This window comes from Methanomassiliicoccales archaeon LGM-RCC1 (assembly GCA_030168575.1).
In the GTDB taxonomy this organism is placed as follows: Archaea; Thermoplasmatota; Thermoplasmata; order Methanomassiliicoccales; family Methanomethylophilaceae; genus Methanoprimaticola.
In genome coordinates this window covers 1,113,679-1,139,272 of record CP115555.1, presented here as the reverse complement: position 1 = coordinate 1,139,272, position 25,594 = coordinate 1,113,679, and the positions used below count along the sequence as shown (strand labels likewise).

28 protein-coding genes are annotated in these 25,594 nt (G+C 55.0%); 10 read left to right on the top strand and 18 right to left on the bottom strand.

What is annotated here, in order from left to right:
• Nucleotides 1-57: 57 nt before the first annotated feature.
• Both PED39_05820 and PED39_05815 read left to right on the top strand, forming a co-directional pair.
• Nucleotides 58-567, top strand: a complete 510-nt coding sequence (locus tag PED39_05820) for a hypothetical protein (protein ID WII07107.1) — start codon at nucleotides 58-60, stop codon at nucleotides 565-567.
• 4 nt (nucleotides 568-571) lie between these two features.
• Nucleotides 572-799: a helix-turn-helix transcriptional regulator gene (locus tag PED39_05815; protein ID WII07106.1), complete on the top strand. Its 228-nt coding sequence runs from the start codon at nucleotides 572-574 to the stop codon at nucleotides 797-799.
• Here the strand turns inward: PED39_05815 and PED39_05810 are convergent.
• Nucleotides 782-1,738, bottom strand: a complete 957-nt coding sequence (locus PED39_05810; GenBank protein WII07105.1) for a Na+-dependent transporter — start codon at nucleotides 1,736-1,738, stop codon at nucleotides 782-784. The genes PED39_05815 and PED39_05810 overlap by 18 nt on opposite strands.
• 77 nt (nucleotides 1,739-1,815) lie before the next feature.
• Here PED39_05810 and PED39_05805 point away from each other — a divergent pair, with 77 nt between their 5' ends.
• Nucleotides 1,816-2,745 (top strand): prenyltransferase, encoded by a 930-nt coding sequence (locus PED39_05805; GenBank protein WII07104.1) that lies wholly within the window; start codon nucleotides 1,816-1,818, stop codon nucleotides 2,743-2,745.
• The gene (locus PED39_05800) at nucleotides 2,746-3,495 is read left to right on the top strand and encodes a ubiquinone/menaquinone biosynthesis methyltransferase (protein WII07103.1); all 750 of its coding nucleotides are present in this window, start codon (nucleotides 2,746-2,748) and stop codon (nucleotides 3,493-3,495) included.
• 215 nt (nucleotides 3,496-3,710) lie between these two features.
• Here PED39_05800 and PED39_05795 read toward each other — a convergent pair whose 3' ends face one another.
• The 13 genes from PED39_05795 to PED39_05735 all read right to left on the bottom strand — a co-directional run bounded on the left by PED39_05795 (nucleotide 3,711) and on the right by PED39_05735 (nucleotide 16,586).
• Nucleotides 3,711-4,355 carry a methyltransferase cognate corrinoid protein gene (locus tag PED39_05795; protein WII07102.1) on the bottom strand — a complete coding sequence of 215 codons (645 nt, stop codon included), beginning with the start codon at nucleotides 4,353-4,355 and terminating at the stop codon, nucleotides 3,711-3,713.
• Nucleotides 4,356-4,723: 368 nt separating this feature from the next.
• Nucleotides 4,724-6,214, bottom strand: a complete 1,491-nt coding sequence (locus tag PED39_05790; GenBank protein WII07101.1) for a transcriptional regulator — start codon at nucleotides 6,212-6,214, stop codon at nucleotides 4,724-4,726.
• 60 nt (nucleotides 6,215-6,274) lie between these two features.
• A complete protein-coding gene (locus PED39_05785; protein ID WII07100.1) occupies nucleotides 6,275-6,994 on the bottom strand; it encodes a tetratricopeptide repeat protein in 720 nt (239 codons plus the stop codon).
• A gap of 45 nt (nucleotides 6,995-7,039) precedes the next feature.
• Nucleotides 7,040-8,455 carry an aminopeptidase gene (locus PED39_05780; protein ID WII07099.1) on the bottom strand — a complete coding sequence of 472 codons (1,416 nt, stop codon included), beginning with the start codon at nucleotides 8,453-8,455 and terminating at the stop codon, nucleotides 7,040-7,042.
• A 318-nt stretch (nucleotides 8,456-8,773) separates the two neighbouring features.
• On the bottom strand, nucleotides 8,774-9,556 hold the full coding sequence (gene mtnP, locus PED39_05775; protein WII07098.1) for an S-methyl-5'-thioadenosine phosphorylase: 783 nt from the start codon (nucleotides 9,554-9,556) through the stop codon (nucleotides 8,774-8,776).
• Between the two features lie 57 nt (nucleotides 9,557-9,613).
• Complete coding sequence (locus tag PED39_05770) at nucleotides 9,614-10,261, bottom strand: histidinol phosphate phosphatase domain-containing protein (GenBank protein ID WII07097.1); 648 nt, start codon at nucleotides 10,259-10,261, stop codon at nucleotides 9,614-9,616.
• On the bottom strand, nucleotides 10,258-10,860 hold the full coding sequence (gene hisIE / locus PED39_05765) for a bifunctional phosphoribosyl-AMP cyclohydrolase/phosphoribosyl-ATP diphosphatase HisIE (protein WII07096.1): 603 nt from the start codon (nucleotides 10,858-10,860) through the stop codon (nucleotides 10,258-10,260). The genes PED39_05770 and hisIE overlap by 4 nt, the downstream gene beginning before the upstream one ends.
• Nucleotides 10,857-11,609, bottom strand: coding sequence for an imidazole glycerol phosphate synthase subunit HisF (gene hisF / locus PED39_05760; protein ID WII07095.1), 753 nt, complete (start codon nucleotides 11,607-11,609; stop codon nucleotides 10,857-10,859). The genes hisIE and hisF overlap by 4 nt, the downstream gene beginning before the upstream one ends.
• Before the next feature lie 5 nt (nucleotides 11,610-11,614).
• Entirely contained in the window at nucleotides 11,615-12,163 is a 549-nt protein-coding gene (locus PED39_05755; protein ID WII07094.1) for an imidazoleglycerol-phosphate dehydratase, read from the bottom strand.
• Nucleotides 12,164-12,239: 76 nt separating this feature from the next.
• Complete coding sequence (gene lonB, locus PED39_05750) at nucleotides 12,240-14,312, bottom strand: ATP-dependent protease LonB (GenBank protein WII07093.1); 2,073 nt, start codon at nucleotides 14,310-14,312, stop codon at nucleotides 12,240-12,242.
• 19 nt (nucleotides 14,313-14,331) lie between these two features.
• Nucleotides 14,332-15,303 carry a hypothetical protein gene (locus PED39_05745; GenBank protein WII07092.1) on the bottom strand — a complete coding sequence of 324 codons (972 nt, stop codon included), beginning with the start codon at nucleotides 15,301-15,303 and terminating at the stop codon, nucleotides 14,332-14,334.
• A gap of 136 nt (nucleotides 15,304-15,439) precedes the next feature.
• Entirely contained in the window at nucleotides 15,440-16,117 is a 678-nt protein-coding gene (locus PED39_05740; protein ID WII07091.1) for a DNA alkylation repair protein, read from the bottom strand.
• The gene (locus tag PED39_05735) at nucleotides 16,110-16,586 is read right to left on the bottom strand and encodes a methylated-DNA--[protein]-cysteine S-methyltransferase (protein WII07090.1); all 477 of its coding nucleotides are present in this window, start codon (nucleotides 16,584-16,586) and stop codon (nucleotides 16,110-16,112) included. Before PED39_05735 ends, PED39_05740 begins: the two co-directional genes overlap by 8 nt.
• A gap of 102 nt (nucleotides 16,587-16,688) precedes the next feature.
• Between PED39_05735 and PED39_05730 the strand changes: the two genes are divergently transcribed.
• Nucleotides 16,689-17,228 carry a rubrerythrin family protein gene (locus PED39_05730; protein ID WII07089.1) on the top strand — a complete coding sequence of 180 codons (540 nt, stop codon included), beginning with the start codon at nucleotides 16,689-16,691 and terminating at the stop codon, nucleotides 17,226-17,228.
• Nucleotides 17,229-17,299: 71 nt separating this feature from the next.
• On the top strand, nucleotides 17,300-17,986 hold the full coding sequence (locus PED39_05725) for a DUF5714 domain-containing protein (GenBank protein ID WII07088.1): 687 nt from the start codon (nucleotides 17,300-17,302) through the stop codon (nucleotides 17,984-17,986).
• A 29-nt stretch (nucleotides 17,987-18,015) separates the two neighbouring features.
• Here PED39_05725 and PED39_05720 read toward each other — a convergent pair whose 3' ends face one another.
• From PED39_05720 to PED39_05705, 4 genes are all read right to left on the bottom strand, one after another.
• Nucleotides 18,016-19,920, bottom strand: a complete 1,905-nt coding sequence (locus PED39_05720; protein WII07087.1) for a beta-CASP ribonuclease aCPSF1 — start codon at nucleotides 19,918-19,920, stop codon at nucleotides 18,016-18,018.
• A gap of 59 nt (nucleotides 19,921-19,979) precedes the next feature.
• Nucleotides 19,980-20,612 carry a proteasome subunit beta gene (locus PED39_05715; protein ID WII07086.1) on the bottom strand — a complete coding sequence of 211 codons (633 nt, stop codon included), beginning with the start codon at nucleotides 20,610-20,612 and terminating at the stop codon, nucleotides 19,980-19,982.
• A gap of 96 nt (nucleotides 20,613-20,708) precedes the next feature.
• On the bottom strand, nucleotides 20,709-21,611 hold the full coding sequence (locus PED39_05710; protein ID WII07085.1) for a DUF3089 domain-containing protein: 903 nt from the start codon (nucleotides 21,609-21,611) through the stop codon (nucleotides 20,709-20,711).
• Nucleotide 21,612: 1 nt separating this feature from the next.
• Complete coding sequence (locus PED39_05705; GenBank protein WII07084.1) at nucleotides 21,613-23,298, bottom strand: DUF5591 domain-containing protein; 1,686 nt, start codon at nucleotides 23,296-23,298, stop codon at nucleotides 21,613-21,615.
• 77 nt (nucleotides 23,299-23,375) lie between these two features.
• Between PED39_05705 and pyrB the strand changes: the two genes are divergently transcribed.
• Genes pyrB through PED39_05685 form a run of 4 tightly spaced genes read left to right on the top strand, consistent with a single transcriptional unit; the run spans nucleotide 23,376 to nucleotide 25,582 of the window.
• Entirely contained in the window at nucleotides 23,376-24,305 is a 930-nt protein-coding gene (pyrB, locus tag PED39_05700; protein ID WII07083.1) for an aspartate carbamoyltransferase, read from the top strand.
• A complete protein-coding gene (gene pyrI, locus PED39_05695) occupies nucleotides 24,305-24,784 on the top strand; it encodes an aspartate carbamoyltransferase regulatory subunit (GenBank protein WII07082.1) in 480 nt (159 codons plus the stop codon). Before pyrB ends, pyrI begins: the two co-directional genes overlap by 1 nt.
• Before the next feature lie 4 nt (nucleotides 24,785-24,788).
• Nucleotides 24,789-25,319, top strand: a complete 531-nt coding sequence (locus PED39_05690; GenBank protein ID WII07081.1) for an AAA family ATPase — start codon at nucleotides 24,789-24,791, stop codon at nucleotides 25,317-25,319.
• Nucleotides 25,316-25,582, top strand: a complete 267-nt coding sequence (locus tag PED39_05685) for a hypothetical protein (protein WII07080.1) — start codon at nucleotides 25,316-25,318, stop codon at nucleotides 25,580-25,582. The genes PED39_05690 and PED39_05685 overlap by 4 nt, the downstream gene beginning before the upstream one ends.
• Nucleotides 25,583-25,594 lie beyond the last annotated feature (12 nt).

The window sequence follows — 25,594 nt, the reverse complement described above, 5'->3', positions numbered from 1 at the left end:
ATCTCTGGCCACCATTTAACCGTTATCATTATTCCCCATGACTGCATCCCTGTATCCATGAGAGGGGACCTCCATACCCTGAAGAAAGTGTGCAGATACGCATCTGTCGTAATGCTGATCGGCGAGATCGCATTCCTCGCCCTCACAGTTGCCGTCATCGCATTGGGGGCATTGTCCTTCTCGTCACCGGACATCCGTTCGATGTTCTCTGATCTTATCAAATGCGGAGGATCCGACATCTCGCTGATTTCAGGTACTCTGGAGATGGCGGTGGCGTTCCTTGCCATGTTCGTCACCGTGAAGGTGATCCATGACATCATGGCCTCCATCCAAAGGGAGCACAGCCCGTTCATGGAGGACACTCCTAAGGGATTCAAGCTCGTTTCCCTGACATTCCTGATATCTGCGGTTCCCCTCACGATTCTTGAATACCTATGCAGGGGCGATGAGATAATCACGATCTGCATCCTGCTGGTATGCGCCCTCATCTCGGTCGTGATGTACTGCCTGACCATAATCTTCCGTTACGGATTCCTGCTGCAGGACGAATCGGACCACACGTTGTGATACAATGGCGATAATCCTCAGATTGGACAGGGTGATGGCGGACAGGAAGATGTCCCTCAACGAGCTCGCCGAGAAGGTGGGCATCTCCAATGTCAATCTGTCGAACATCAAGACCGGGAAGATCTGCGCCATCAGATTCTCCACCCTGAACGGGATCTGCAAGGCCCTGGACTGTCAGCCCGGGGACATCCTCGAGTACATCGAGGAAGACGATTCAGACGCTGCCCTCTGACGCCAGCTCCCTCTCCATCCTCTTCTTCGAGAACAGAACCGAATCCATGAATGCTACCCATGTGATCTCCACGAGGATGGACGTAGCTATAGCGACCATTCCCGGAGGATAGAGGGCTACGCACAGAGCGATCGCAACACCCTTGTTCTTGTATGACGTCATCAGGATATCAGTGACCCTCTGGCCCCAGAGGATTCCGGCCCTCTTCTCAATGACCTCGACGGCGGTACCGAGACCGAATGACCTCAGGGCGGCGATGATCAGGAACGCCAGGAAGATCCACCAGGCATTGCCCGCGAAGTTGGTTGATCCGACGGACAGCCATACCATGAAGAAGATACAGCAGTTGAGGAAGACAGCGAGCGTCTCCTTGCCGATGTCGAATCTCGCCAATACTCTGGACAATACTAGAGGCACGCCGATGAGCTCGATGACCGTGATGATAAGGAACTGCATGTCCACGGAATCTCCGAGGGCGAGCCAAACGATGAACGGGATCCAGATCAGCGAGAGGATGTAGATCACTATGGTGCCTCTGGCAGCATGCTCCGCATCTCCGCGGAGGATGATGGACAGCGGCAGAACGGATCCTGCGAACGGAGTGGCTGCGATGAACACCAGACCAGCGGCCTGAGCGGCATACTCCGTATCCTTGAGAAGCAGGTATCCTGCCAAGGGGATTATGGAAGCGACGACCATCCCGAGCAGTATGGCCCTGGCCATGGACTTCCCGTATTTCAGGGGATTCAGGTTCTGCATCGGTATCCTCGACATCGAAAGGGTCAGCATGACCACGAGGGTGAGGATTGTCAGATTTGAACGCAGTCCTGCGTCCAATACGTCTCCGGGGAACCAGCCGCAGAAGTTGGTGATAAGAGCGACAAACATGGCCGCCATCATCATGAATGCACTGCTGGTCAACAGAGTGATCGCTTTCATAGATGCATCATGACCTAATCAATATTTATCGATTATCGATAAATAATTCATAAATAACATAATTGGGATTGTCGGATATGGCCGACGTCAGACCGGTTAAAGCCGGATGGTGGAATGTATTCAGACCCTGGACCCTTCATGGGGCCATCATACCCGTCCTTATCGGAGGAGCGGTCGCATTCCAGACGGCCGAGGTGAACGTCCTCAGTGTGACGATGTTCCTCCTGATCATCCTGGGAGGATGCCTCCTTCAATCGGCGGCCAATATCCTGAACACCTATGGGGACTTCAAGACCGGAGTGGATACCGTCGAGAACGAGACCAGGTCGCCTGAGCTCGTCACAGGTGTCCTCAGCCCCAAGAAGGTTCTCTACACGGGACTCGCGTGCCTTGGGGTCACCGCCCTGCTCGGACTGATTTTCATCTGGTATTCCGGATGGGGGATCCTGATCTACGGGCTCCTCGGACTTCTGGGAGCCGGGACCTACACAGTAGGACTGTCCTACAAATACCACGGCATGGGCCAGATCAGCGTCTTCGTGATGATGGGGCTCCTGATGCCCCTGGGGACCAACTGCGTACTGACCGGAGAGATATTCGCCTGGGAGCCATTGCTGCTCGGGCTTCCTAACACCTTCATGATCACCGGAGTCCTGGCAGGCAACGAGATGAGGGACTACTGGGAGGACAAGAAGGCTGGAGCAGGTACTCTGCTGGGCCGTTTCCCCTACGAGACAGGGATGAAGATATACCTCTTCGAGAGCCTGGTATCGTTCCCTATTCTGGCCGCACTCATCCTATGCGGGGTCGCACCACTCGGATGCGCATTGGCCTTCATCACGCTGTACGACGGATACATAGTTTACAAGAACAGCAAGAAAGCGCCCACCGATCCGCACGCCAGCTTCATGCTGGTCCCCCTGTGCTTCAAGCTGAATTGGCATTTCGGGCTGCTGCTGGTCATAGGATATGTTTTAGAGTTGAATATCATCCCCATGGTGATCTGAATGACAGAGGAGCTCAAGACCGGCAACCAGTTCGAGGGTAAGGAGGAGTTCGTCAAGGACGCTTTCACCGAGATCGCGGAATACTATGACGACATGAACGAGGTAATGTCCATGCACATGGTGCAGGGATGGCATAAGTTCATGATGAAGCAGGCCGGAGACATCAAGGGCAAGACCTGTCTGGACGTAGGTACCGGTACCGGCGAGATCGCATTCCATGTTGCAAGGACCGCTGGACCAGGATCCACCGTCATCGGAGTGGATATAACTCCTGCGATGCTAGAGCTCGCTAAGAGGAAGGAGGCAGAAATGGACCTCCCTGTCAAGATCGATTGGCGCGAGGGGGACGCCCTTGCCTTGGACATCCCTGACAATTCCGTTAACCTCGTGACATCGGGATACATGCTCAGGAACGTCACCAATATCCTTCAGGCTGTTTCCGAGATGCACAGGGTGCTAGCTCCCGGAGGAAAGGTCGTCGTCGCAGAGCTCTCCAAACCCAAGAACAGGGTAGTGAAGATCGGTTACAACCTCTACATGAAGAGGGTCAAGGCCTACGGTCGCAAGCGCGACAGCGGCAAGAAGATCGATGACAAGTTCTCGCCCTACGAGTGGCTGACCACATCCATCGAGGGATTCCCTTACGGAGACGACATGGTCGCCATCTTCAAGAAGGCCGGTTTCAAAGATGCCCATTTCTACGTCAAGTCGATGGGTGCCGTCAACATCTACGTCGGCACGAAGGAATGATCCTTCGATTATTTTGTTATCAAAACAGCAAATCGCTGATTGTTTGTAGATAATAGTGTGAAAATTAGGTCCCTGGCTCCTAAGGCAAGCGGAGCCAGGGAATCGGGGCGACTTCAGGTGGAAGGACCTGTTGTCTGGAGGTTAATAACCCCGATGGTTTATGTATGGATCCTGGGGTTTCCCCCTGGACTGTTAGCGGCTCAGCGCTGATCGGATCAGTCCGATGCGAGTGCTGATGCCTTCTTGGTTGTCTCGGATGCGGACTCTCCGTAGAGGTCAGCTCCGATCTTGTCGGCGTATCCCTGTGTGACGGGTGCGCCTCCGACCATGACGATGACTTTGTCACGGATGCCCTCGTTGTTGAGCATGTCGATGACGGTCTTCATTCCGGTCATGGTTGTGGTCATGAGTGCAGACATTCCGCAGTAGTTGCAGCCGTTCTTGCACTCCTCAACGATGTTCTTGAGGGGAACGTCCCTTCCGAGGTCGTGGACTTCGAATCCAGCGCACTGGAGCATGGTGGAGCAGATGGACTTTCCGATGTCGTGAACATCTCCCTCGACTGTTCCCATGACTGCGACTCCCTTTGCGGATGCACTTCCGGCTCCGGCCTTGAGCTCGTCGTCGAGAATTGTCATAGCGTTCTTCATTCCGGCAGCTGCGCTCAGAACGTGAGGCAGGAAGAGTTTTCCCCTCTCGAAGAGAACTCCAACGTCGGACATTGCGGCTCCAAGTGTGTTGATGATCTCGTCTGCGGGCATGCCTGCAGCCTTTGCCTCCTCGACAGCCTTTCCGATGTCGGGGACCTTACAAGAGATCAGTGCGTTCTTCAGTTTCTCAGACTCTGCTTCAAATGCCATTTTGTATTCCTCCTTGGTAAGCGGTTTTTCTTAGCTAAACGAAATAATGAGGGCTCAATATAATAAGGTTGTTAATCACATTTATATACAAGTAAAATTTGTTTGAATCAGATGTTCAAATTTTTTCCTCAAAAAATTTGATAATAAAGAATTAATTAGCGTTTATTTTGAAAATATTTATATATAGAAATAAGGAAAAACTATCCAAAAGGGGATGGATTATACATACATCCACCCTATATCCATAGAATTTGTTTGAATCTTAAGTTCAAACTAATATAGATCAAAATCTTTGACTGATAAACATATTATTAAATATAATAATAAAAAAGAAGAAGGAATAATGAAACGTCAATAAAATTAATGATTCAATTGTTCAGAACCATCAATGGATCGGACGCACCCTCGCGGATGACCTCGACCTTGACCCTGTACTTCTCTCCGAGCAAACGCTTGAGTCCCTCGTTGATGAATCCCATTATGAAATCCCCGGGCCATGAAACCCAAAGGGTGTTCTTTGACAGAGTGACCTCGATGCGAAGCGGGAGGTACGTTCTCAGCTCTGCCCTGTCAGGGGGCGAGACCATATTGCAGGCCAAATCGACGAACTGCTGCGGTTCGATGCCCGGGTTCTGATCGATTACAGTGTTGGCCGCATTCCTTCCTGCCCTGATGAACATCTTATCGAAATGTATGCCCAGGCAGTCTATGACCTCCATCGCATAGGCGATGACGGATGAATAGTAATCCACCTCTCCGGATTGGAACCTCTCGGCGATCCCGTTCAAGATGTCACGGTTCTTGGTCCCCGGTTCGGTAACGTACAGGATAGGATCTGCCGTAAGCTTGTACTTCTTCGGAGAACCGGAATCCTTCTCGATCTCTACGGCGCCCATGTCCTGCAGCTTTACGAGTGAAGCATAGAGCGTCGCCTTGGAGATTCCCATGATATCCTCCAGCTCATTCAGCGAATAGTTGCCGTTCGAAAGATTGTCGAGGATGGACATCATAGTCGGATTGGTGAAAAGTGTAGCCTTCCCACCGATGGAGTAGATGGAGAACGGCTCTTTGACCTTGAAAGCGTCCGAATTAGGCATAATCGGACGAGGTGCATCGAACTCCTGGCCGTAGAATGCCGGAACATGGATGTCCACTCTGCGGCCGTGCTCCGAGACCTTAAGGCTCAGATCATGGGCAAGATTGAATCCCAGGAGCATGCGGGAATGCGCGATGAACGCACCGATCATCGGAACAACGATCAACGGAAGGTCCGATATGTCGTCCTTCTTGGATGTGAACACGAGCGTGAGGTCCTCCAGAGTCTCCATGTGGACGGATATACCGTACGGGGCGCACTGGCCCTGGATGTCGTCCAATATGTGGTCCCACCAGCGTCTGCCGCCTTCTATGTATGTGAGGGCGGCACCTACATTGAACAATCCTTGGATAACGTTCAGACCGCTCTCCGTAAGGGATGCCGTATACAGGGACAGATCCTCCCTGCAGGTACACTGCCCATTCCTCATTATGCGTGCAATGGATGCGGACCTTGCATAAAGCTGCCATTCCACATCCGTATCGCTGCAGAACATGAGTATCGCATCGGTCCTGTAGACCGCTATGCGGGCATCGTTCACACGTGCTTCCTGTGTCACGATACCGGTACGGAGCAGCTTGGCCATGTTTCCTTGGATAGTGGACTTGGATACGCCCAGTGTGGTGGCGATCTCCGTAGGGGAGATCTCACGGATGCGCATCTCTTTCAGAATTGCTAGACTGAGGCTGTTGGTTACAATCTGTACTCCGTTCTCTCTGGTGAGATAAACCTCGTACTCGGAACTGTAGCCGACGTCACTCATTCTATCGAATGTCGAATCTGAAACTAACTTAAAAAAGATTATCAGAGCAGTGCGATAATATCACTGGCTGTTCAGTTTCAGGAGCAATTGGAATGCGGGCTCGAATCCATTCTTGGCTGACTTCGTGACCCATTCCACCGCCTCGGCATACTCCATGGGGATCTGATTAGAGAGCCCCAGTGCACCCAGGTTGTACTGGGCTGAGGGCTCGTCCTGCTCGGCGGCATATCTGAAGTATTCCTCTGCACCCTTCAGGTCCTTCTGGTCGAGAAGGATGGATCCCATCATGGACTGGGCATAGGCGAATCCTTTGTCCGCAGCGCTCTCGAACCACTCCTTCGCCTTAGCGAGATCGGGCTCTCCGAGATACTCTCCCATGTACAGCAGCCCGAGGTTGTACTCCGCCTTCACGTCCCCCTTCATCGCCGAGGTCATGAAGTATCCCTCAGCATCCTTGTAGTTGCCTTTCTCGAAAAGGATCCCTCCGTAGCAGAGGCATGCGTCTGAATCCCCCTGGTCGGCGGAGAGCTTGAAGTACTTCTCGGATTCGACGCGGTCCTGGGGGATGCCCTCGCCATTGTCGAGCATGAACGCCAGGTCGTACTGGGCGTCAGAATCTCCAGTGTCGGCCAGCTCCCTGTACAGCTGTGCTGCCTTCTCCTTGTCCATCTCTACCCCCTCGCCGTTGCGGTACTTGGTGGCCAGGATATACTTGGCATCCGGATTGCCCTGTTCGGCCATGCGGACGTAGTCTTCGAAGGAGAACTGCTGCTGTTGCATGGAAACACCGGGAAAAGGTATGGGGCCGAAGCCCCCTGAATGGTTTCAGATCTCCTTGGGGAACTTGCTGTTGTAGACCGCGTAGATCGCCTTGTACAGCATGTACTCGTCGGCCTTCGCGACGACCTCGACGGGTGCGTGCATCGAAAGGACGGGCACACCGATGTCGATGGTGTCGATGTTGTTCAGCGAGATGTAGGACGCAATGGTTCCTCCGCCTCCGACGTCGATCTTTCCGAGCTCTCCCATCTGCCATGAGACTCCGGCATCCCTGAAGATCCTCTGGACATAGTTCACCATCTCGGCCGATGCGTCGTTGGTGCTGTACTTCCCTCCGGCCCCATCGTACTTGGACAGGATCGGTCCGTAGTTCATGAATGCGCAGTTGGTCCTCTCGAATACCTCCGGCCAGGCGGGATCGTATCCCGCTCCGACGTCTGCTGAGAGACAGACGGAGTTCCTCATGACGTGGCGGACCTCGCATCCCTCTGTCTGGGCCAGGTCCTCCATGAAGTCCCTGAAGAAGTATGATGCCATTCCGGTGACACCGTCGGATCCGGTCTCCTCCTTGTCGGCGAAGATGGTCATGGTTGTGTACTCGGGGTTCTTCGTGTCGATCTCCGCCATGAACTCTGCGTAAGCGCAGGAGCTGTCATCCTGTCCGTAGGCTGCGATCATGGACCTGTCGAATCCGAGGTCCCTGGCCTTGAATGCGGGCACGGCGCAGAGCTCTGCGGACTCCAGGTCGCACTCGGTGAATCCGTACTTGTCGTTGAGGATCTTCATGATGGCGAGCTTGCATCTCAGAGATACTTTCTCGTCATCGAATGGCCAGGATCCGATTAGGAGGTTGAGCTGCTCTCCCTCCACGACCTTGGATGCGGTCTTCTGCATCTGGTCCCTCGCCAGGTGGACCAGCAGGTCCGTAATTATGAATGCGGGCTCGGACTCGTCCTCTCCGACATTGATGGTGACCTTCTTCCCGTCCTTCAGCATCACGACTCCGCGGATGGAGAGGGGGACCGTGGTCCATTGGTATTTCTTGATACCGCCGTAATAGTGAGTCTTGAAGTACACCATCTCGCCCTCCTCGAACAGGGGGTGAGGCTTGAAGTCCAGCCTGGGGCTGTCAACGTGTGCGACGGAAACACGGACTCCTTCGGACACGGGTTTCTTTCCCTTGGTGCACATGATCAGGTCCTTTCCGCGGTTGACCATGTAGAACTTGTCGCCGGCCTTGTACTTCTTGCCGGGGACGTACTCCGTGTACTTGTGCTTCTTGAGGATCGGGATCGCGTATGCGACGGCTTCGCGCTCGGTCTTGTTTGCAAGGAAGGCCTTGTAGCCCTCGCAGAACTTCGATGCCTCGTCGAGATACTTGGGATTCGTCTCCCCGATGCTCTTGGGGTTCGAAAGCAACTCATCGGCCAATTTCTGGCCCTTGGTCTTTTTCTCTGCCATGCTTGGGCTAATCAAAAAGGAGGTAGTTAATGCATTTGATTAAGGGTGCGGAGAATCTGCGATTTTGATATTAATTGAAGAAGAGTGCAGCCGGGAGCTAGGCATCGCTCGCTCCCGGCTCCCTGTGATACTATGGATGATGTACTAATGCCGTTCAGCGATGTCTCGTCGGTCCGGAGTGTTACGGACTGAGTTCAAGACCGCTTTCGCTTTCTAGATATAATAAGACTGAGAAACGATTGTCCAGCATTGTGAATCCGGTTGTACAAACACTGACAAAAATGATTGGAAGATGCCGGCACTGAGTGCCGGAAAGAATCATTCGATTGCGCCGCAGGCCTTGGCAGCTGTGATGCAGCTCTTGCAGCCCTCGGTCTTGATCTTGGGGAGTCCGGCCTCGAGCAGCTTGAGTACCTTGTCCAGACATGATGCCATGGTCTTCTTGACCATCTCGATGTCGACGGTCTCCTCCTTCCACGCATCGTAGTCTGTGATGGTGGCGAGACTGCAGTAGCACATTCCGAGCTCCCTTGCGAGCTGACATTCGGGGACGACAGTCATTCCGATGATGTCTCCGAACTGCCTGAACATCCTGCTCTCTGCCCTGGTGGAGAACCTGGGGCCCTCGATGCAGACGTATGTTCCGCCGTTGTGATATTTGATGCCCAGCTTCTTGGCGGTATCCACGAAGACGGAGTTGAGATAGGGGCAGAACGGCTCGGGGATAGCGATGTGAGTGATCGAGTCGTCGAAATAGGTGTAATCGCGCTTCTTGGTGAAATCCACGAACTGGTCAACGATGACCAGGTCACCGCTTGCGAACTTCCTCTGCAGTGATCCGACCGCACATGCGGAGATCACATACTTGCATCCAAGTTCCTTGAGAGCGTACATGTTGGCCCTGTAGGGCACGGTGGACGGCGGGTGGGGCACAGTCGTGCCGTGGCGGTGGAGGAAAGCGATCTCCACGCCAGCGATCTTCCCGATTAGGATCTCGTCAGAGGGCTTTCCGTAAGGTGTGTCTGGAAAGACCTTGTCGATGAGTTCGAAAGTATCCGGGTTATAGATTCCGGTTCCGCCGATTATCGCTATCTCAGGCATAGTACGCCATCTTAACTCCCATATTTAACCGATTTGCTAATTGGACGTGCTGGCACATCATAAATGCTTGGTCATCTCATAGGGTGTTACATGGAGAGCGGTCTCTGCTTCTTTGTCTGTCAGACCAGCTCCGAGAGCCACTACTAATGCCTCAGCATCGTTCATCAGATTCTCAGGCTGGTGCGTGTCGGAATCGATTACCATCTTGGCGCCGACAGCCCTGGCCATGTTCACGACGTGTCCGTTGGTGATGTTGTGACCTGCCCTTCCGGTGACCTCCAGGATGACGTCGTTGTCCTTGGCGATCTGCGCCTCCTCCAACGTGATGAATCCGGGGTGCGCCAGGATATCGATCTCGGGATTCTCGACGGATGCACGGTTGGTCCCGGGCATCACGGGCTCGGTGACGGTCTCTCCGTGGACGACTATCCACTCCGCACCGAACTTCCTGGCCATCTTCGCGACCTTATCGATCTGCTTCGGAGGGACATGTGTGATCTCGACTCCGGGGATGACCTTTATGTAATCCTCGCAGAGGTCGACGGCCTTCACCATGTTCGTGACCACCCATTCGACGTTGGTCATGTCTACGTGGTCGGTGATTGCGATCAGATCGTGTCCCTTGTACATGGCCCTGCGGACCAGTTCGGCAGGGATGAGTTCCCCGTCGCTGTAGACTGTGTGCGTGTGAAGGTCTGCTCTCATTCTGCCCTCTCCTTCAATTTCTTGTAGACCTCGGACATCGGGAGGCCTGTCTTCTCTATGGCCACCATTGCGTGGTAGATCAGGTCGGCCAGTTCCCAGGCCATCTCATCCGTGTCCTTGTCCTTTATCGCCAGTGCGAACTCTCCGGCTTCCTCGATGACCTTCTTGCACATGCGGGTCTCGTCGTTGAACAGCTTGCACGTGTAGCTCTCATCGGAGGGATTCTGGTGCCTGTCCTCAATCACGCGCTTGAGGTCGGGGATGATCGCCATCGTCTCGTCGGTCTCTCCGAAGATGACCTCGTCGAAGCATGACGGCTTTCCGAGATGACAGGCCACTCCGGTCTGCTCCACCCTCACCAGGAGGGTGTCCTCATCGCAGTCGGTCTGGATGGACTTGATCTTCTGGACATGTCCGGACTCCTCGCCCTTCTTCCACATCTTCTGCCTGCTTCTGGACCAGAAGTGGGTGTATCCTGTAGTCTTCATGAGCTCCACAGCCTCTGCATTGGCCCAGGCGACCATGAGAACCTCGTTAGTGATCCAATCCTGGACCACAACGGGGATCAGTCCCTTATCATCGAATTTGAGTTCTGTCATCTTACGCACACTCCGTTGTCCCTGAGGTACTCCTTGACCTCTCCGACGGTGTATTCCTTGTAATGGAAGATCGAGGCCGCCAGCGCAGCCGACGCATTGGTCTGCTGGAAGACCTCCAATATATGCTCCTTCGAACCGCATCCTCCGGATGCGATCACGGGGATCCTGACCTCGTCAGAGATCAGAGCTGTGGGCTTTATGTCGTAACCTGTCTTGACGCCGTCGGCGTCCATGGATGTGAACAGGATCTCCCCTGCCCCGAGGTCCTCGACCTCTTTCGCCCACTCGATGGCATCGATGCCCGTGAACCTCGTTCCCCCGTGCGTTACGACCTCCCAGTGGTCGTCCTTCCACTTTCCGTCGATGGCGACGACTATGCACTGGCAGCCGAATGCGTTGGAGCATTCCGTAATTATGTCCGGGTTCTGAACCGCGGCGGAATTGATCGATACCTTGTCCGCTCCTGCGTTCAGGGTGTTCCTCACATCCTGCACCGATCTTATTCCTCCGCCTACGCAGAGCGGGACGTTCAGGCCCTCTGCGGTCTTGGTTACCACATCGAGCATCGTTGCCCTCTCCTCCTGCGATGCGGAGATGTCCAGGAAGGTGATCTCGTCCGCACCCTGGCCTTCATAGTCGATGGCCATGGTCGGAGGGTCCCCTACCTCTTTGATGTTCTGGAAGTTGATTCCCTTGACTACCTTCCCGCCCCTCATGTCGAGGCAGGGGATGATCCTCTTGGTGAGCATTGGAATCACTTTACTTTTACAGTGCCCTTGTTGCTGAGGGCGGTCTTCCTGACCTTCACTGCTTCCTTGAGGGCCTTTCCCATCGATTTGAAACCGGCCTCTATGATGTGGTGCTCGTCGAAACCGCGGATGACCAGTATGTGCAAGGTGATTCCGGCGGTCATGGCGAAGCTCCTGAAGAAGTGGATGTACAGCGGATCGGGGCAGTCTGCCTCGCAGTACGGCCTGTCCACAAGGTCCAAGGATGTCATCACCATCGCGTCGTCCATGACGACGGTGGCGGTTGCCATCCTCTCTATGGGCTGCTCTCCGATGGCATCCCTCATCGCCTTTCCCAAGGTGATGGCCACATCCTCGATGAGGTGGTGGTCGTTGTCTCCGGAGGCTTTCACCTTGATGTCGAACTCTGCGTACCTCGCGAGTGTCTCCACCATGTGCTTGAGGAACTGGAGGTCGCAATCGACATCGAATTTCCCCGTTCCGTCCAGATTCAGTTCCACTGAGACGTTGGTCTCCCTGGTCTCGCGCTTGATCTTAGCAACCCTGCTGGTCATAATAAGGGACAATTGCGCACGGGTTATTTAAATAGATAAGAAAAGGGCGGGTTCTACCCGCCCTATGAATAATGTTTCAGTCCTCGGACTCAACTTCGACGGTCACTTCGACCTCTTCGGGCTCGGCGACGGTCTCGGCCTCCTCGGCCACAGGCTCCTTCTTGGCGACCTTGGAGCGCTTCCTGTCCTTCTTGTACTTCGGAGGGATCTTGACCTTCTCAGCGGTAGATTCTCCGGAGGGATTCAGCGGAAGGAGTGCATCCAGGTACTTCTGCTTGGCAGGGCAGTCCACGAATGCGTACTCGAACACGTCACGGAGGGTCTGCATGGTGTAGATCTCCATCATGTCGTAGTACTTCCTGTCGATCATGACGTCCTTCTCGTTCTCCTTGGGGATGAGCGCGACCTTGATTCCGGAGTTGGCTGCCGCCTCGAGTTTGGCGGTTACTCCTCCGATGGGCATGACAGTTCCCCTGACGTTCAGCGAACCTGTCATCGCCAGGTCCTGACGGATGGGGATGTTCTCCAATGCGGAGATGATCACGGTGGCCATCGTGACCGATGCGCTGTCACCGTCGACACCGTTGTAGGCTGCGACGTACTCGATGTGGATGTCCAGGGCGGACAGGTCCGTGAGCGTGTACTTCTTGATGACGGCTGAGATGTTGTCGACTGCTTCCTGTGCAATCTTTCCGAGCTGACCGGTTGCGATGATCTTTCCGCCCTTCTTGCTCTGTGCTGGGGTGACCTCAGCGGCCAGGGGCATGACCATTCCGGACATCTCCGACGAGTTGCCGTTGGACAGAACCGCGAGACCGTTGATGAGTCCGACCGCCTCTCCGCTGTTGTGGAAGAGCTGGTATCTCATCATTCCCTCGATCTGCTTATCGGCAATCTGCTGCTCGAGACTGCGGGCTGTCTCCCTTGCGAGCATCACATGCTCGGATGTGACGACTTTGTCGCCGTTGTTAACAGCCATATCTCCTGCGATACGGATCAGTCCTCCGAGCTCCCTCATCCTGAGCGTGATCTCTCCCTTCTTGCCCGAACGGCGCTGACCCTCCTTGAGGATCTCTCCGACGGCGTATTTGTCGAAGGCGGGGATCTTCTCGTCCTTCTTGACCTCCTGGGCGACGAACCTGACGATGTTCTGACGGTTCTCGTCGGTGTCGGGCATGTTGGTCTCCATGAAGACCTCGTATCCGTATCCCCTTATCCTTGACCTGAGTGCGGGGTGCATTCCCTGGATGGCATCCAGGTTACCTGCGCAGACGAGGATGAAGTCGCAGGGTACGGGTTCGGACTTCACCAATGCTCCGGACGACCTCTCGGACTGACCGGTGATTGACATCTTCTTCTCCTGCATGGCGGTGAGGATGGCCTGCTGAGATTCGATCCTCAGGAGGTTGATCTCATCGATGTAGAGGACTCCCTTGTTGGCCTTGTGGATACAGCCTGCCTCGATCCTGTCGTGGGACGGGGTCTCCAGTCCTCCGGACTGGAAGGGATCGTGCCTGACATCTCCCAAGAGGGCACCAGCGTGGGTTCCAGTGGCATCGACGAACGGGGGCATATCTCCCGGATCATGGCCTACTAGGACCTTGGGTACGATGGCGACCTCTGTCCTCTGCTGCATGGGGCTCCTGTAGAGCATGAGTATGAGGAACACACCCATGAACGCCAGCAGGGCGATGGTGTAACCGAAGTACATCGCACCGATCAGACCTAGGATCAGCAGTGCGATGCAGACGTAGATGTAAGCGGAGTTCTTCTGATTCTTCTGGGCCGCGGCTGCAGCTTTCTGCTCGTTGACGACGGCCTTTCCCTTTCCTGCAGGGAACACCCTGATCCTGGGCTCGTTGAAATCCTCGGGGTTGTGATAGGCAACGATGTCCTCTAGGGCCTCCTTGGAAAGATACTCTACCATCGAATTGGCGAGCATGGACTTTCCTGTTCCGGGCTCTCCGATGAGCATGACGTGCCTCTTCTGGGAAGCGGCCTTCTTCATGATCTCGACTGCCCTGTCCTGTCCGATGACGCGGTCCGCCATCATGTTGGGGATCTCGATATCGTCAGTGGTATTGAACGTCTGGGCGTCCACCCAGGCCTCCACCGACAACTTGGATACCTTCTTCTTGTCTTCTGTCATATTAACCCCGTTTCTCCTATCAGATTACTCCAGTCCTGACGGCATAAAGCATGCCGACAATCACTACTGCCCCGATTGCTGCCATGATGAGCATCTCTCCGTACTTCTCGAAGAACGTCGGTCCTCCTACCTGCACGTACTTGTTCTTGGCAAGCTGGGGCACGTCCAGCGTGTTATCGCTGGAAAGCGTCAGATCCCTGTTGTGGGCCGACGACATGGAATAGGCTTTGTTGTCGAAGACCACCTCTGTGAGGTAGCCTGCTATCCCTGTCGTCGTCGCATATGTGGGATCGACGATGTACCATGAATATTTCGTCTCGCCGTCTATGTCCCCTTCCAGATACACGTAATTCCAGAAGCTCTTGGACTCATTGGTTGCGAGCACGTTGTCTCCGGCCACGGTTATGGCCGGGATGTTGTTGAGTATGCAGAGCTGGTTGAAGGCCTGTGATACCCCTGCCGAGGTGGTCTTGAGTTCCACCACGGCGTTGTAGATGTTGCTGACGGTTCCCTCTTCGTCCTTCTGGAAGTACATGCCGTTCAGATAGGCCATTATCGAGATGACCTTCTCAGAATCTGTGTTCCCTGTGACGTTGACTTTGCTGAGGGCTTCGCTCAGCTTCTTCATCTTCTCTGCTGTCATCCCCTCAGGGACGGACAGCGTGAATGTTACCGATTCGACGATGTACTTCTTCTCTTTGCCCTCGTAGATCGCGATCTCGGAGCTGACTTCCACTGCCTTCACCGGATAATCCCAAAGGTAAGGGACCATCGGATTCGTCAGATATTCCGCTGCCAGTGCATCCTGGACTGTGGAGTTCGCGTATGCCTTGGCGGATGCCGTGTCGTCGAATAGCCTGTCGATATTGAACGTAACGGTGAACGTCTTGCTCTCCCCGTCTATCGTGGTAGCGTTCGCGACCTCGTTATAGACGAGCCTTCCGTTGACGTCCAGTTGCGACTTGTATGTGAACAGCTCCGTGTCATCCACCTCGGCATCCAAGGCTGGGATGAATATAACTGACGCTAGAACGAATAACGCCAATATAACGCCTAGACGGGGCTGCATACTCTCTCGCATAAGTCCCTTATTTTTAATAATATGGGTGGCACGGTCGAAATAGTCGTCATTTTTTACGGATCGAGCGAAGGAACTGCTTGTCCTCATCGCTCACACGGTAGGATTCGCAGATCTTCTGAATGGCCTTGTTGTACGTCCATTTGTCCATGTCGCTGTTGCGCATCCTGTCCAATGTGGTTTCCGGGAACTTGACATAGCAGACGGATGCGGCCCAGGCTGCGCCCATCTTGTAGTAGTAGCCGTCATGGTCGTATCTCACGATATCATCCATGATGTCACCTACATGTTCCTCGTCTATGAAGTGCGACATACGCAAAACAAGGGATACTCTCATCCTGAACTCCTGGCCCGAATCGATGAGGGATGAGAAGTAATCGTACACTCTATCCGACTCGCTCTTGCGGAACTTCCAGGCCTGACAGAACGAATCGCAGGTGGCCCAATTATCGATATAGCCCAGGAAACCTTCCGTATAGCCTATCCTGCGCTCGGCATCCATGGGTGCGGTGGCGATCACCAGCCCCTTCAGGACCTCCTCCTCGTAACAGGTCGGAGTCTCTTCGAGGAACGCTTCCCAGTCATCCTTGGTGATCTGCTTGGCAATCTTCTTCAGCGTCGGAACCCTCACTCCGATTATGCCTTCCTTCCCCGGGATCAGTTTGGAATTGAATCTGGCGTACTCCTTCTCGGCGGACTCCTTCAGCAATGAACGGTAATCAATCAAGGAACACGCCCTCCAGATTGAGGAGCTTCTTCTTCATCGACGTGCCTCCGGCATAGTTGCCATAGCCTCCGCCAGAAGGGACCACGCGATGGCACGGCACCAGGATCGGCAACGGGTTCTCTGCGCATGCCATGCCGACTGCGCGCACTGATGTTGGGTATCCGATGGCTTCAGCGACCTGCTTGTAGGTGCGGACCTCCCCGTAGGGTATCCTGTTGAGCTCCTCCATCACCCTGGACCTGAAATCGGAACCGTCGTAACGCAGGTCCAGATCGAACTCAGTCCTCTTCCCTGCGAGATACTCGTTGATCTGCTTCGCGGCCGATGACAGTGCGGGCGTCTCGGATTGGTCCATCGGCGGCAGGTTATCGCACGGCAGGAAAACTCCCGTGATCATGCCCTCTCCGTCCTCGGTGATGCTTATCGTCCCCAGAAGGGTGAAGAAGGATGCGATACACGGCCCGCGCATGCTTTCTGTATCCCTGAATTGATTTTTAAGCATACTTCAGCGTCAGTTGTCCGAGAATAGCTTTTTCTATGGAATCGATGATAGTATCGACGAGGTTACATCATGGAACTAAAAGGTTCAAAAACAGAGCAGAATCTTATGGCGGCTTTCGCAGGCGAGAGTCAGGCCAGGAACAAATACACCTACTACGCCTCCCAGGCGAAGAAAGAGGGCTACGAGCAGATCGCAGACATCTTCCTCGAGACAGCGGAGAACGAGAAGGAGCACGCAAAGCTCTGGTTCAAGGAACTCCACGACGGAAAGGTCCCCAAGACAGTTGAGAACCTGAAGGACGCCGCCCAGGGAGAGAACTACGAGCACACCACGATGTACAAGGAGTTCGCCGAGACAGCGAAGGCTGAGGGATTCGACCAGATCGCCAAACTCTTCGAGATGGTCGGCGGAATCGAGAAGACGCACGAGGAGAGATACCTCGCACTCCTGAAGAACATCGAGGAGGGCGTCGTCTTCAAGAAGGACAAGGTCGTCATGTGGAAGTGCAGGAACTGCGGTTACATCCACGTCGGAGAGGAGGCCCCTGCCGTCTGTCCAGTATGTAAGCACGCCCAGTCGTTCTTCGAAGTAAGAGCAACAAACTGGTGATTTCAAACTCAACCCCCGGTCCGGAAGGTCCGGGGCATAACCTTCTTTCACTTGTTTTCAAGAGGCCTGACATGGATACGGGATGCATAATCTGCGGTTCCGCGCTAGAATACCTGGATGCGGATTATGAAATGACATGCGCCGTATGCGGAAAGAAATTCGCCGACAGAGTGAGATGCGCAGACGGGCATTATGTCTGCAACGAATGCCATATGTCCGGACTGGATTCAATCGTCCCTGTGTGCAGGAAAGAGGTGTCGAAGGATCCATCGGAGATATTGGACAGACTTATGCGCCTTCCGTTCTGTCACATGCACGGCCCTGAGCACCACGTTCTGGTCGCCGCATCGCTTCTTACTGCCTACCGCAACGCAGGAGGAATGGTGGATTTCGATAAGGCACTGACGGAGATCGTGTCGCGCGGCAAAGCGGTCCCGGGAGGGATCTGCGGATACTGGGGCACCTGCGGAGCTGCCGTAAGTTCAGGGATTTTCATATCGGTCGTTACCGGCTCCACTCCTCTGGCGAAGGAGGCGTTCGGATTGTCCAACACCATGACTTCCAGGTCTCTGCAGTCGATAGGTTCCCACGGAGGCCCGAGATGCTGCAAGCGCGACTCGTTCCTTTCGTTGATAGAAGCTGTGAGATTCGTCAAAGAAAATCTCGGCATCGAAATGGAGCTCGGCGAGATTGTGTGCGGTTTCAGCGAAAAGAATCCGCAATGCCTGGGCGGCGACTGCCCGTTCCATAGAAGATGAATGCCCCGGTCTCCCGGGGCTTGAATGGTTTATCTGAGCCTGATGGTCTCGAGGTTCTGGGGAGCCTTGGTCTCGATTCCGAACTTCTTGTAGATCGATGACGCGAAGTCAGTACACTTCTTGTCCTCACCGTGACCGATGATGATCTTGTTCGGCTTGGGCTCCAGCGATGAGATGTACCTCATCAGCTGCTTCCTGTCGGAGTGTCCGGAGAATCCGTCCACGGTGACCCTCTGCATCTTGATCTGCAGATCGATGGGCTTGCCCTTCATGCTGAGGGTGATCTCGCTGCGTCCCCTCTGGATTGTCCTTCCGATGGAACCTTCGGACTGGTATCCGACGAAGAGCAGCCAGTTGTTCTCGTTGTCAGCCCACTCGCGGAAGTACTCCATGACGGGTCCTCCCGACATCATACCAGATGTGGCGAGCACGATGCACGGATCGGGCGAATGGCAGATCTCCTCCCTCATGTCCGCCGTCTCGACCCTCTTGAAGATGGGTGAGAGGAACGGGTTCTCGTTCTGCTGGAAGATCTGCGTCCTCAGATTGCTGTTGAGGTATTCAGGGTAGGCCGTGTGGATTGCGGTTGCTTCCCAGATCATTCCGTCCAGGTACACTGGGCACTTGGGGATCTTGCCGAGGCGCATCTGCTCCTCGATGACGAGCATGACCTCCTGCGACCTTCCGACCGCGAATACAGGGATCAGGACCTTTCCGCCCTTGGCGGTTGCCTGCTGGAGAAGGTTGCCCATCTCCTCGGACGCCTCTGTCCTGGTGGGGGTCACGTCGTTGTGCCCTCCGTAAGTCGACTCTATGACCAGCGTCTCGAGCCTGGGGAATCTGTTGTTGGCAGGGTTGAACAGCCATGTCTTCTCATACTTGGTGTCTCCGGAGAACGCCACGTTGTGGAGACCGTCTCCGATGTGGAAGTGGGCGATGGCCGATCCCAGGATGTGCCCGGCGTTGTGGAAGGTGAGCCTGACATCGGGAGCGATGTCGGTGGTCTCGTTGTACTTGAGCGGGATCGTGTGCAGGATCTCCTGCCTCACGTGGGATGCGTCGTAGGGAGTCTTCTTGTCCTCTCCGAATCCCAGTTTGATGTTGTCCAGCTGCAGAAGCGCCATCAGGTCCCTGGTGGGCGGTGTGCAGTAAACAGGCCCCTTGTAACCATACTTGAACAGTGCTGGAAGTGTTCCGCAGTGGTCCAGGTGGGCGTGGGTGATGACGACGGCATCGATATCCGACAGAGGCTGTACCTCGGGGATCGCGAAATAGGGTGTCGCGTCCGATGAGGGGTCGAGACCGCAGTCGATGAGGATCTTGGACTCTCTGGTGGTCAGCAGCGAAGCAGACCTTCCGACCTGCCTGAATCCTCCCATGGCGGTCATCCTGACCCACTGCTCTCCCTCGAGCTTGGGCCTGGCGATCCTCCTTGCCACATACTTCAGCATGTCCTGCCTCTCGTCGTGGTTCGCACGGAGGTATCCTCTGACATCCGAGACGGTCTTGGACGGGATTGGCGGGGCCCTCATGACCTTGATGTTCCATCCCGTCTCCTTCCTGAGCTCGGTCAGACGCTGACCTTCCTTACCGACGACCTCGCTGGGGTTGATCGCTTCAACGATTGCCTCCCCTGTCTCCTCGACGAAGTTTATGTCGAAGATCTCCGCCTTCTCCGGGATCATGCTCCTGATCTTCTCCTCGACCTTGTTGGGATCCTCGAGTGTGGAGGGGTCAGGCCTGATGTCCACCCTGCGGTGTATGCTCTGCGCGATGGTCCTTGCCAGACTGTCGTCTGCGGAGAACTTCTCGTAATCGTTCGTGTAAACGACCACGACAGGTCCCTCGAAGTTGATCGAAGTGATCTTCATGTCCGAGGGCACAAGTCTCCTGACCTCGTCGGTAAGGGTTTCGAATAGCTTGTCTACGTTCATTTCAAATCCAGCTTTGAAAAGTTAGGGTTTAGAAGGGAAGGGGTTTGAGATGTCCGGATTCAGTTCGGGAACTTGAATCCGAGCTTCTCGCAACGGGAGATGATCTCCTCGCGGGAGATCTCCTCGTATCCGTCGGGACCGACGTACGACACGAGGAATCCGTCTCCGGAGTAATTGTCCCTCCTCCTGGCGGAGTTGAGGGCTGTGATAGCACAGTTGATGCCCTCGTCCTTCGTCATGTTGGGCTTGTATGCGGACTCCAGTGCTCCAAGTGCGAACACTGAACCGGAACCCGATGATGTGTAGTTGTCCTCGAGAACTCCGCCTGCCATGTCAACACTGAAGATGTGTCCGCCTGTGGAGTCGTATCCGCCCACGAGAGGGGCGACGTAGAATCCCTGACGGAGGATATTGCCGATCATGGTGGCCGCTGTCTGTACGGACATGGGTGCGCCCTTCTTCATCTTGTAGATCGAGACCTCGCTCTGGAGGTAACGGACGAGCAGCTGTGCGTCGCCGACTCCGCCTGCGATGGTCATTCCGAGGTTCTCTGCAATGGGGAACACCTTCTGGCAGTGGTTGTCCGCGATCAGATTGCCCATGGTGGCCCTCTGGTCGGTTGCCAGGATTACCCCGTCCTTCAGTTTCAGTCCGATTGTGGTTGTACCGGTCTTAAGAGTCTCCTCAGTCATAGTTAATCTCCCAGTTGATGAGAAAAGACACAACTCGTGCTGTGCTGAGTCTCAATAAAACGCAATCATATATAATGGGTTTGGACGAATGTTCGATTATCTTTTCGACAGGTACGAATCGATCCTCTTGGAGACGTTCTCCTTGAGGTTGTGGTAGAAGAACTCGTAATCGTAGAGGTGAAATCCGCCCTTAGGCAGGAACGGGACGATCGGTTTGTACTTCTCCGCGTCCACTCCGGGGACCTTCAGTGCACCGCGCTCCGGATCGATGTAGCATCCGCAGAAGTTTGGGATCTCGGCCTTGACCTCTCCGTTGGAACGCATGATGCGTGCCCCTTTGTTCAGGGAAGCGTCTGCGGGTACGGAATCCGTCCTCCAGTTGAGTGGGTTGATGGAGTGGCTGCGCCTGCCGACGGGGTGAAAGATCGTCTCCTCGACCTCAGGGGCCTCGCAGTCGAATGTGATGATCACGCCTGTGTCCGTCTCGCCCTTGGCCGGCGGGACCGGATAACGGGCACCCTCATACTCCACATAGTACGGCCAGCCGAATACATAGGCTGCAACGAACTGACTCCGTAAACGGTCATCCTTCAGGTACTCCTCTATGATCCTGTAGCACATGTGCGCGCCCTGCGAGAAACCGGCGAGTATGAACGGCCTGCCATCGTTGTAATTGTCGAGATAGTACCTGAAAGCGGCCGAGATGTCGCTGTACGCAACAGTGATGCATCTCCTCCTGGTCTCGTTGTCAGAGGTGAAAACCTTCAGGGCCGATTGGCGGTACAGGGGCGAGAATACCCTGCAGCGGCCCTCGTACAGCCCGAGCTGCATCCTGACGGCATCCTTCATGCTCTGGACGAACTTCGTGTCATCGACGGACATGTTGTCATCCTCGCCTGTGTAGACCGTCGGCGAGATGAGGAACACGTCCACATCCTTGTCCCTCCCTTCGGACAGGTAAATCCAATTCGCTGGATCGGAATAATCTGTTACGGGCATGTCACTTGACCTTGTGCCTGACCTTGACGGCTATGCCTCTCTTAAGGTCGGTCATCTCGCGTCCGCACATCGCGGCGACGCCTATCGCACGGACCTTTCCGTCGCATACGGCTATCGCCTCGTCTCCCACATGGATCCTCGGATCCGCCTCGATGACCCCTACAGCGAACAGGTTGCCCTTCATCTCGAAGTCCATGATCTTGATGACGGGATATCTGGCATCCGCCAGAAGCTGGGCGCCCTCGATAGTCAGGGATATGCCACCCCTCTCGGGAGTGAACATTCCGAGCTGCGTCTTCTTATGCTCTGCATCCTCGCGGAAGAGTTTGAAGTACGGGAACTTGCCAAGGGCATGGGTGTTACCGTCCATGAGGACCTTGGCCGCCTCGTCGCCGAACTGGAATCTCAGCATGTTCATCATCTGGGCGTCCCTGTCGATCGTGTTATCGACCGGCTCCATGCCCTTTGTAGCATCCCTGAGTGCCTTGTCAAGGTTCTGGAGGGATGCTGGGGATGTGCTGTCTCCGACGACCGTGCATGTCATCTCGGCCAATCCCTCGACCAGCTCGTAATCCTCGCCGAGATGGCAGATGATGCTGTCCCATCCCTGGTCGATGATGTCGCCGACCATCTTGCGGATCATAGCCTTCTCCTCGGGCTTCCATTCCCCGGTGACGGGTATGTCATAGGAGTTGGCAGGATAGTATGCATCCAGTTCCCTGGGGACTACACCGAGCGGAGAGGTGACGATTACCTCCTGCACCAGGGTGTCGTGGAATCCTGTGTGGATGGCGGATGAGAACGCCTTGTGCGTCTTTGAAATGTGATACGGCTTCTTCGCGGAGCATGGGAGCAGCAGGAGGACCTTCTTGTGCTCGGGCTTCCTGTAGCTCTCCATACGATGCTTGTAGCTCTTGATGTCTGGCCTCCTGAGGGCCTGAGTTGTGTTGCAGCTGAACCTGCATCCGACGAAGGAGCATGTCTCCTCGGCATACTCGTAACCGACATCGTCATACAGCCTGAGCATGGCGACGGACGTCGGTGTGGAAGGGGCCCTCTGATCCGCCAGCTCTCTGAGGCGGTCGGTAGCGATGAAGATCCTGATCTTCTCCAGCTCCTCCTCCATCGCCCTGATGTTGCTGTCGGATTCGTCCTGTCCCGTGGCGATCTCCGCCTCGGGGATTAGCCTGATGCCGCTGATACCGGCGGCCCTGGGCAGGGCTTCGTCGAAGAGGTCGACCCCCATGTAGGTCAACAGTGCGACCGTTGAGGGCTCTCCCAATCCCGAGAGATAGAGCAGACGGTTGAAACCGGCGGCCCTTCTGAGCCTGATGATGTTGTCGACGATCCTTCTCGGGTCCTTCCTAAGCTCATATGCATTAGGGACTACCACGATCTCGACGGAATCGTCGAAGGACAGATCCTCCTGGACCGGCAGCCTGACGACGGCGATGCCGTCTGTCACCTGGACCTCGGTATCCCTTCCGGAATTGGAGGTGGTCCTCAGTCCGCTCTCCATCACTACATCGGTGCCCATGACATGGAGCACCCTATCGTTGCCCTTCGCCTCTATCCAGACCGGTGACTCTGGATCCGATCCGATCATCGACGGCGTGGAGAGCTTGAGCTCGTTCCTCGTGTATTCGCAGACCCTTGCGCGCTGGGATCTCGAAAGGACGTCCAACATACTGCGTGCCTATCCCTTCAACGTATAAAAACGGAGCATCAACACCATTATCTACGCGTACACGATAGAGAATAAACATGGACCTATACCACAAGGATGTCGTCTCAATCATGGACTTTTCTAAGGACGACATCGAAGGCATTCTCGACATGGCCGAGGAGATGGTCCCGTACGCCAAGGGTGATAAGATAAAGCGCACCCTGGACGGGAAGATCCTCGGGAACCTGTTCTTCGAACCGTCCACACGCACGAAGCTCTCCTTCGAGAGCGCCGCCCACAGATTGGGCTGCAACGTGATCGATGTGTCGGAGATGTCGATGACATCGATGGCCAAGGGAGAGACCCTGGCGGACACCATCAAGATCGTGGATGCCTACTGCGACGTCACGGTCCTCAGGCATCCCTTCGAGGGAGCAGCCAAGCTCGCGGCCAAGTTCTCCGATCATCCCGTCATCAACGCCGGGGACGGAGCCGGGTCGCACCCCACTCAGACCCTTCTGGACCTCTTCACCATGAGGCAGTCCAAGGGCTCCCTTGACAATCTCAATATCACACTGGTAGGGGACCTGAAGTACGGGAGGACGGTCCATTCCCTCGCACAGGCTCTGACCAAGTTCGGAATGAACATCACCCTGGTAGCGCCTGAGTCGCTGCAGATGCCCAAAGACATAATCGACCATCTGGAAGAGAACGGCTGCCATCCCACCACCAAGGTGTTCCTGGAGGACGCTATAGCGGATGCTGACGTGCTCTACGTCACGAGGATACAGAAGGAGAGGTTCCCCGACCCCGCCGAATATCAGAAGGTCGCAGGCACATACAGGATCGACAACGCACTTCTCGAGAACGCGAAAGATGACCTCATCGTCATGCATCCTCTGCCGAGGGTGAACGAGATCGCGCCGGAAGTGGATGGGACCAAGCACGCTAAGTATTTCGAGCAGGCCGCCAACGGGGTTCCCGTAAGGATGGCCCTCCTCAACGCACTTCTGGGAGGCGAGCTCTGATGTCAGAGGAGAATCAGATCAAGGAGGTCAGGCTTACCCCTATCAGGAACGGAACCGTCATCGATCACATCGCATGCGGACAGGCGCTGAACGTGATCAAGATCCTGGGCATCAACGAGAGCAACATCTACTCGTCCATCAGCGTCGGCATCCATGTCAGCTCCACCACCCTCGGCGGATGGAAGGACATCATCAAGATCGAAGACATAGAGATCGATGACAATACCGCTGAGAAGATCGCCCTGGTGGCGCCCGATGCGACCATATCCATCGTAAGGGATTACTCTGTCGCCAAGAAATACAAGGTGAACCTGGGCGACCATATCATCGGCCTTGCCAGGTGCAGCAACATAAACTGCATAACCAACAAAGGCGAACCGATCAAACCGGAATTCCAGGTCCTGTCCAGATACCCTATGCAGCTCAGGTGCTGCTATTGCGACAAGATCCTGATGAACATCACCGACCACCTGCTGTGATAGAATGAAGATCCTACTCGTCACTGGAATGCCCGGAGCCGGAAAGGAGGAGCTCCTTACCGTTGCCCGCTCTATGGACATCCCGTTCCTGAGGATGGGGGACATCGTCAGGGAATTCTACGAGACCTCCGGTGCGGCACAGAAAGGGCTCAGCGTCGGCCAGGTGGCCAATGGCGAGAGGGAGCTCCACGGCAAGGATATCTGGGCAAAGAGAGCCCTGGAGAGGATGTCCGGCGACCTGTTCCTTGTGGACGGATGCAGGAGCATGGACGAGGTCAACTCATATAGGGGACTGAGCGACGAGGTTTACATCATCGGCGTGCACGCCCCCGGCAAGACCCGCTACGACAGACTTATCAAGAGAGGACGCGAGGACGCACCGCACAACATCGAAGAGTTCAACGAGCGCGACAGCAGGGAACTCGGATGGGGACTCGGGAACGTCATCGCCATGTCCGACATCATGATCGTCAATGATTCCGGCCTCGATTCTTTCAAAGCTAAGGTCAAGAGAGAGCTGGAGGCCCTAAGATGAAGTTCTCCGTTGCCCGCCTCTGCGGAGGTCAGGCCCTTATGGCGGTGTCCGCGGATATCATGGACATCGACATGGCCGAGGCAGCGAAGGGCATCGAGGCCGAAGGACTTCCCATATCCTCCAAGGATGACCAGATGATCGTCTACCAGTGGAACGGGATGGAGACCACTCTCTACAGGCCAGGAAAGGTCATGTTCTTCCCGCTCTCAGACAAAGCGCTCTGCATCAAGTACGCCACCGAGATCCTAGAGCAGTATCTCTAAGTGCCACATAGT

Excerpts from the sequence above, each read along its gene's own strand:
- PED39_05820 (WII07107.1), top strand. The coding sequence starts at position 58 with ATGAGAGGGGACCTCCATACCCTGAAGAAAGTGTGCAGATACGCATCT.
- PED39_05815 (WII07106.1), top strand. The coding sequence starts at position 572 with ATGGCGATAATCCTCAGATTGGACAGGGTGATGGCGGACAGGAAGATG.
- PED39_05810 (WII07105.1), bottom strand. The coding sequence starts at position 1,738 with ATGAAAGCGATCACTCTGTTGACCAGCAGTGCATTCATGATGATGGCG.
- PED39_05805 (WII07104.1), top strand. The coding sequence starts at position 1,816 with ATGGCCGACGTCAGACCGGTTAAAGCCGGATGGTGGAATGTATTCAGA.
- PED39_05800 (WII07103.1), top strand. The coding sequence starts at position 2,746 with ATGACAGAGGAGCTCAAGACCGGCAACCAGTTCGAGGGTAAGGAGGAG.
- PED39_05795 (WII07102.1), bottom strand. The coding sequence starts at position 4,355 with ATGGCATTTGAAGCAGAGTCTGAGAAACTGAAGAACGCACTGATCTCT.
- PED39_05790 (WII07101.1), bottom strand. The coding sequence starts at position 6,214 with ATGAGTGACGTCGGCTACAGTTCCGAGTACGAGGTTTATCTCACCAGA.
- PED39_05785 (WII07100.1), bottom strand. The coding sequence starts at position 6,994 with ATGCAACAGCAGCAGTTCTCCTTCGAAGACTACGTCCGCATGGCCGAA.
- PED39_05780 (WII07099.1), bottom strand. The coding sequence starts at position 8,455 with ATGGCAGAGAAAAAGACCAAGGGCCAGAAATTGGCCGATGAGTTGCTT.
- mtnP (WII07098.1), bottom strand. The coding sequence starts at position 9,556 with ATGCCTGAGATAGCGATAATCGGCGGAACCGGAATCTATAACCCGGAT.
- PED39_05770 (WII07097.1), bottom strand. The coding sequence starts at position 10,261 with ATGAGAGCAGACCTTCACACGCACACAGTCTACAGCGACGGGGAACTC.
- hisIE (WII07096.1), bottom strand. The coding sequence starts at position 10,860 with ATGACAGAACTCAAATTCGATGATAAGGGACTGATCCCCGTTGTGGTC.
- hisF (WII07095.1), bottom strand. The coding sequence starts at position 11,609 with ATGCTCACCAAGAGGATCATCCCCTGCCTCGACATGAGGGGCGGGAAG.
- PED39_05755 (WII07094.1), bottom strand. The coding sequence starts at position 12,163 with ATGACCAGCAGGGTTGCTAAGATCAAGCGCGAGACCAGGGAGACCAAC.
- lonB (WII07093.1), bottom strand. The coding sequence starts at position 14,312 with ATGACAGAAGACAAGAAGAAGGTATCCAAGTTGTCGGTGGAGGCCTGG.
- PED39_05735 (WII07090.1), bottom strand. The coding sequence starts at position 16,586 with ATGCGCGGGCCGTGTATCGCATCCTTCTTCACCCTTCTGGGGACGATA.
- PED39_05730 (WII07089.1), top strand. The coding sequence starts at position 16,689 with ATGGAACTAAAAGGTTCAAAAACAGAGCAGAATCTTATGGCGGCTTTC.
- PED39_05725 (WII07088.1), top strand. The coding sequence starts at position 17,300 with ATGGATACGGGATGCATAATCTGCGGTTCCGCGCTAGAATACCTGGAT.
- PED39_05720 (WII07087.1), bottom strand. The coding sequence starts at position 19,920 with ATGAACGTAGACAAGCTATTCGAAACCCTTACCGACGAGGTCAGGAGA.
- PED39_05715 (WII07086.1), bottom strand. The coding sequence starts at position 20,612 with ATGACTGAGGAGACTCTTAAGACCGGTACAACCACAATCGGACTGAAA.
- PED39_05710 (WII07085.1), bottom strand. The coding sequence starts at position 21,611 with ATGCCCGTAACAGATTATTCCGATCCAGCGAATTGGATTTACCTGTCC.
- PED39_05705 (WII07084.1), bottom strand. The coding sequence starts at position 23,298 with ATGTTGGACGTCCTTTCGAGATCCCAGCGCGCAAGGGTCTGCGAATAC.
- pyrB (WII07083.1), top strand. The coding sequence starts at position 23,376 with ATGGACCTATACCACAAGGATGTCGTCTCAATCATGGACTTTTCTAAG.
- pyrI (WII07082.1), top strand. The coding sequence starts at position 24,305 with ATGTCAGAGGAGAATCAGATCAAGGAGGTCAGGCTTACCCCTATCAGG.
- PED39_05690 (WII07081.1), top strand. The coding sequence starts at position 24,789 with ATGAAGATCCTACTCGTCACTGGAATGCCCGGAGCCGGAAAGGAGGAG.
- PED39_05685 (WII07080.1), top strand. The coding sequence starts at position 25,316 with ATGAAGTTCTCCGTTGCCCGCCTCTGCGGAGGTCAGGCCCTTATGGCG.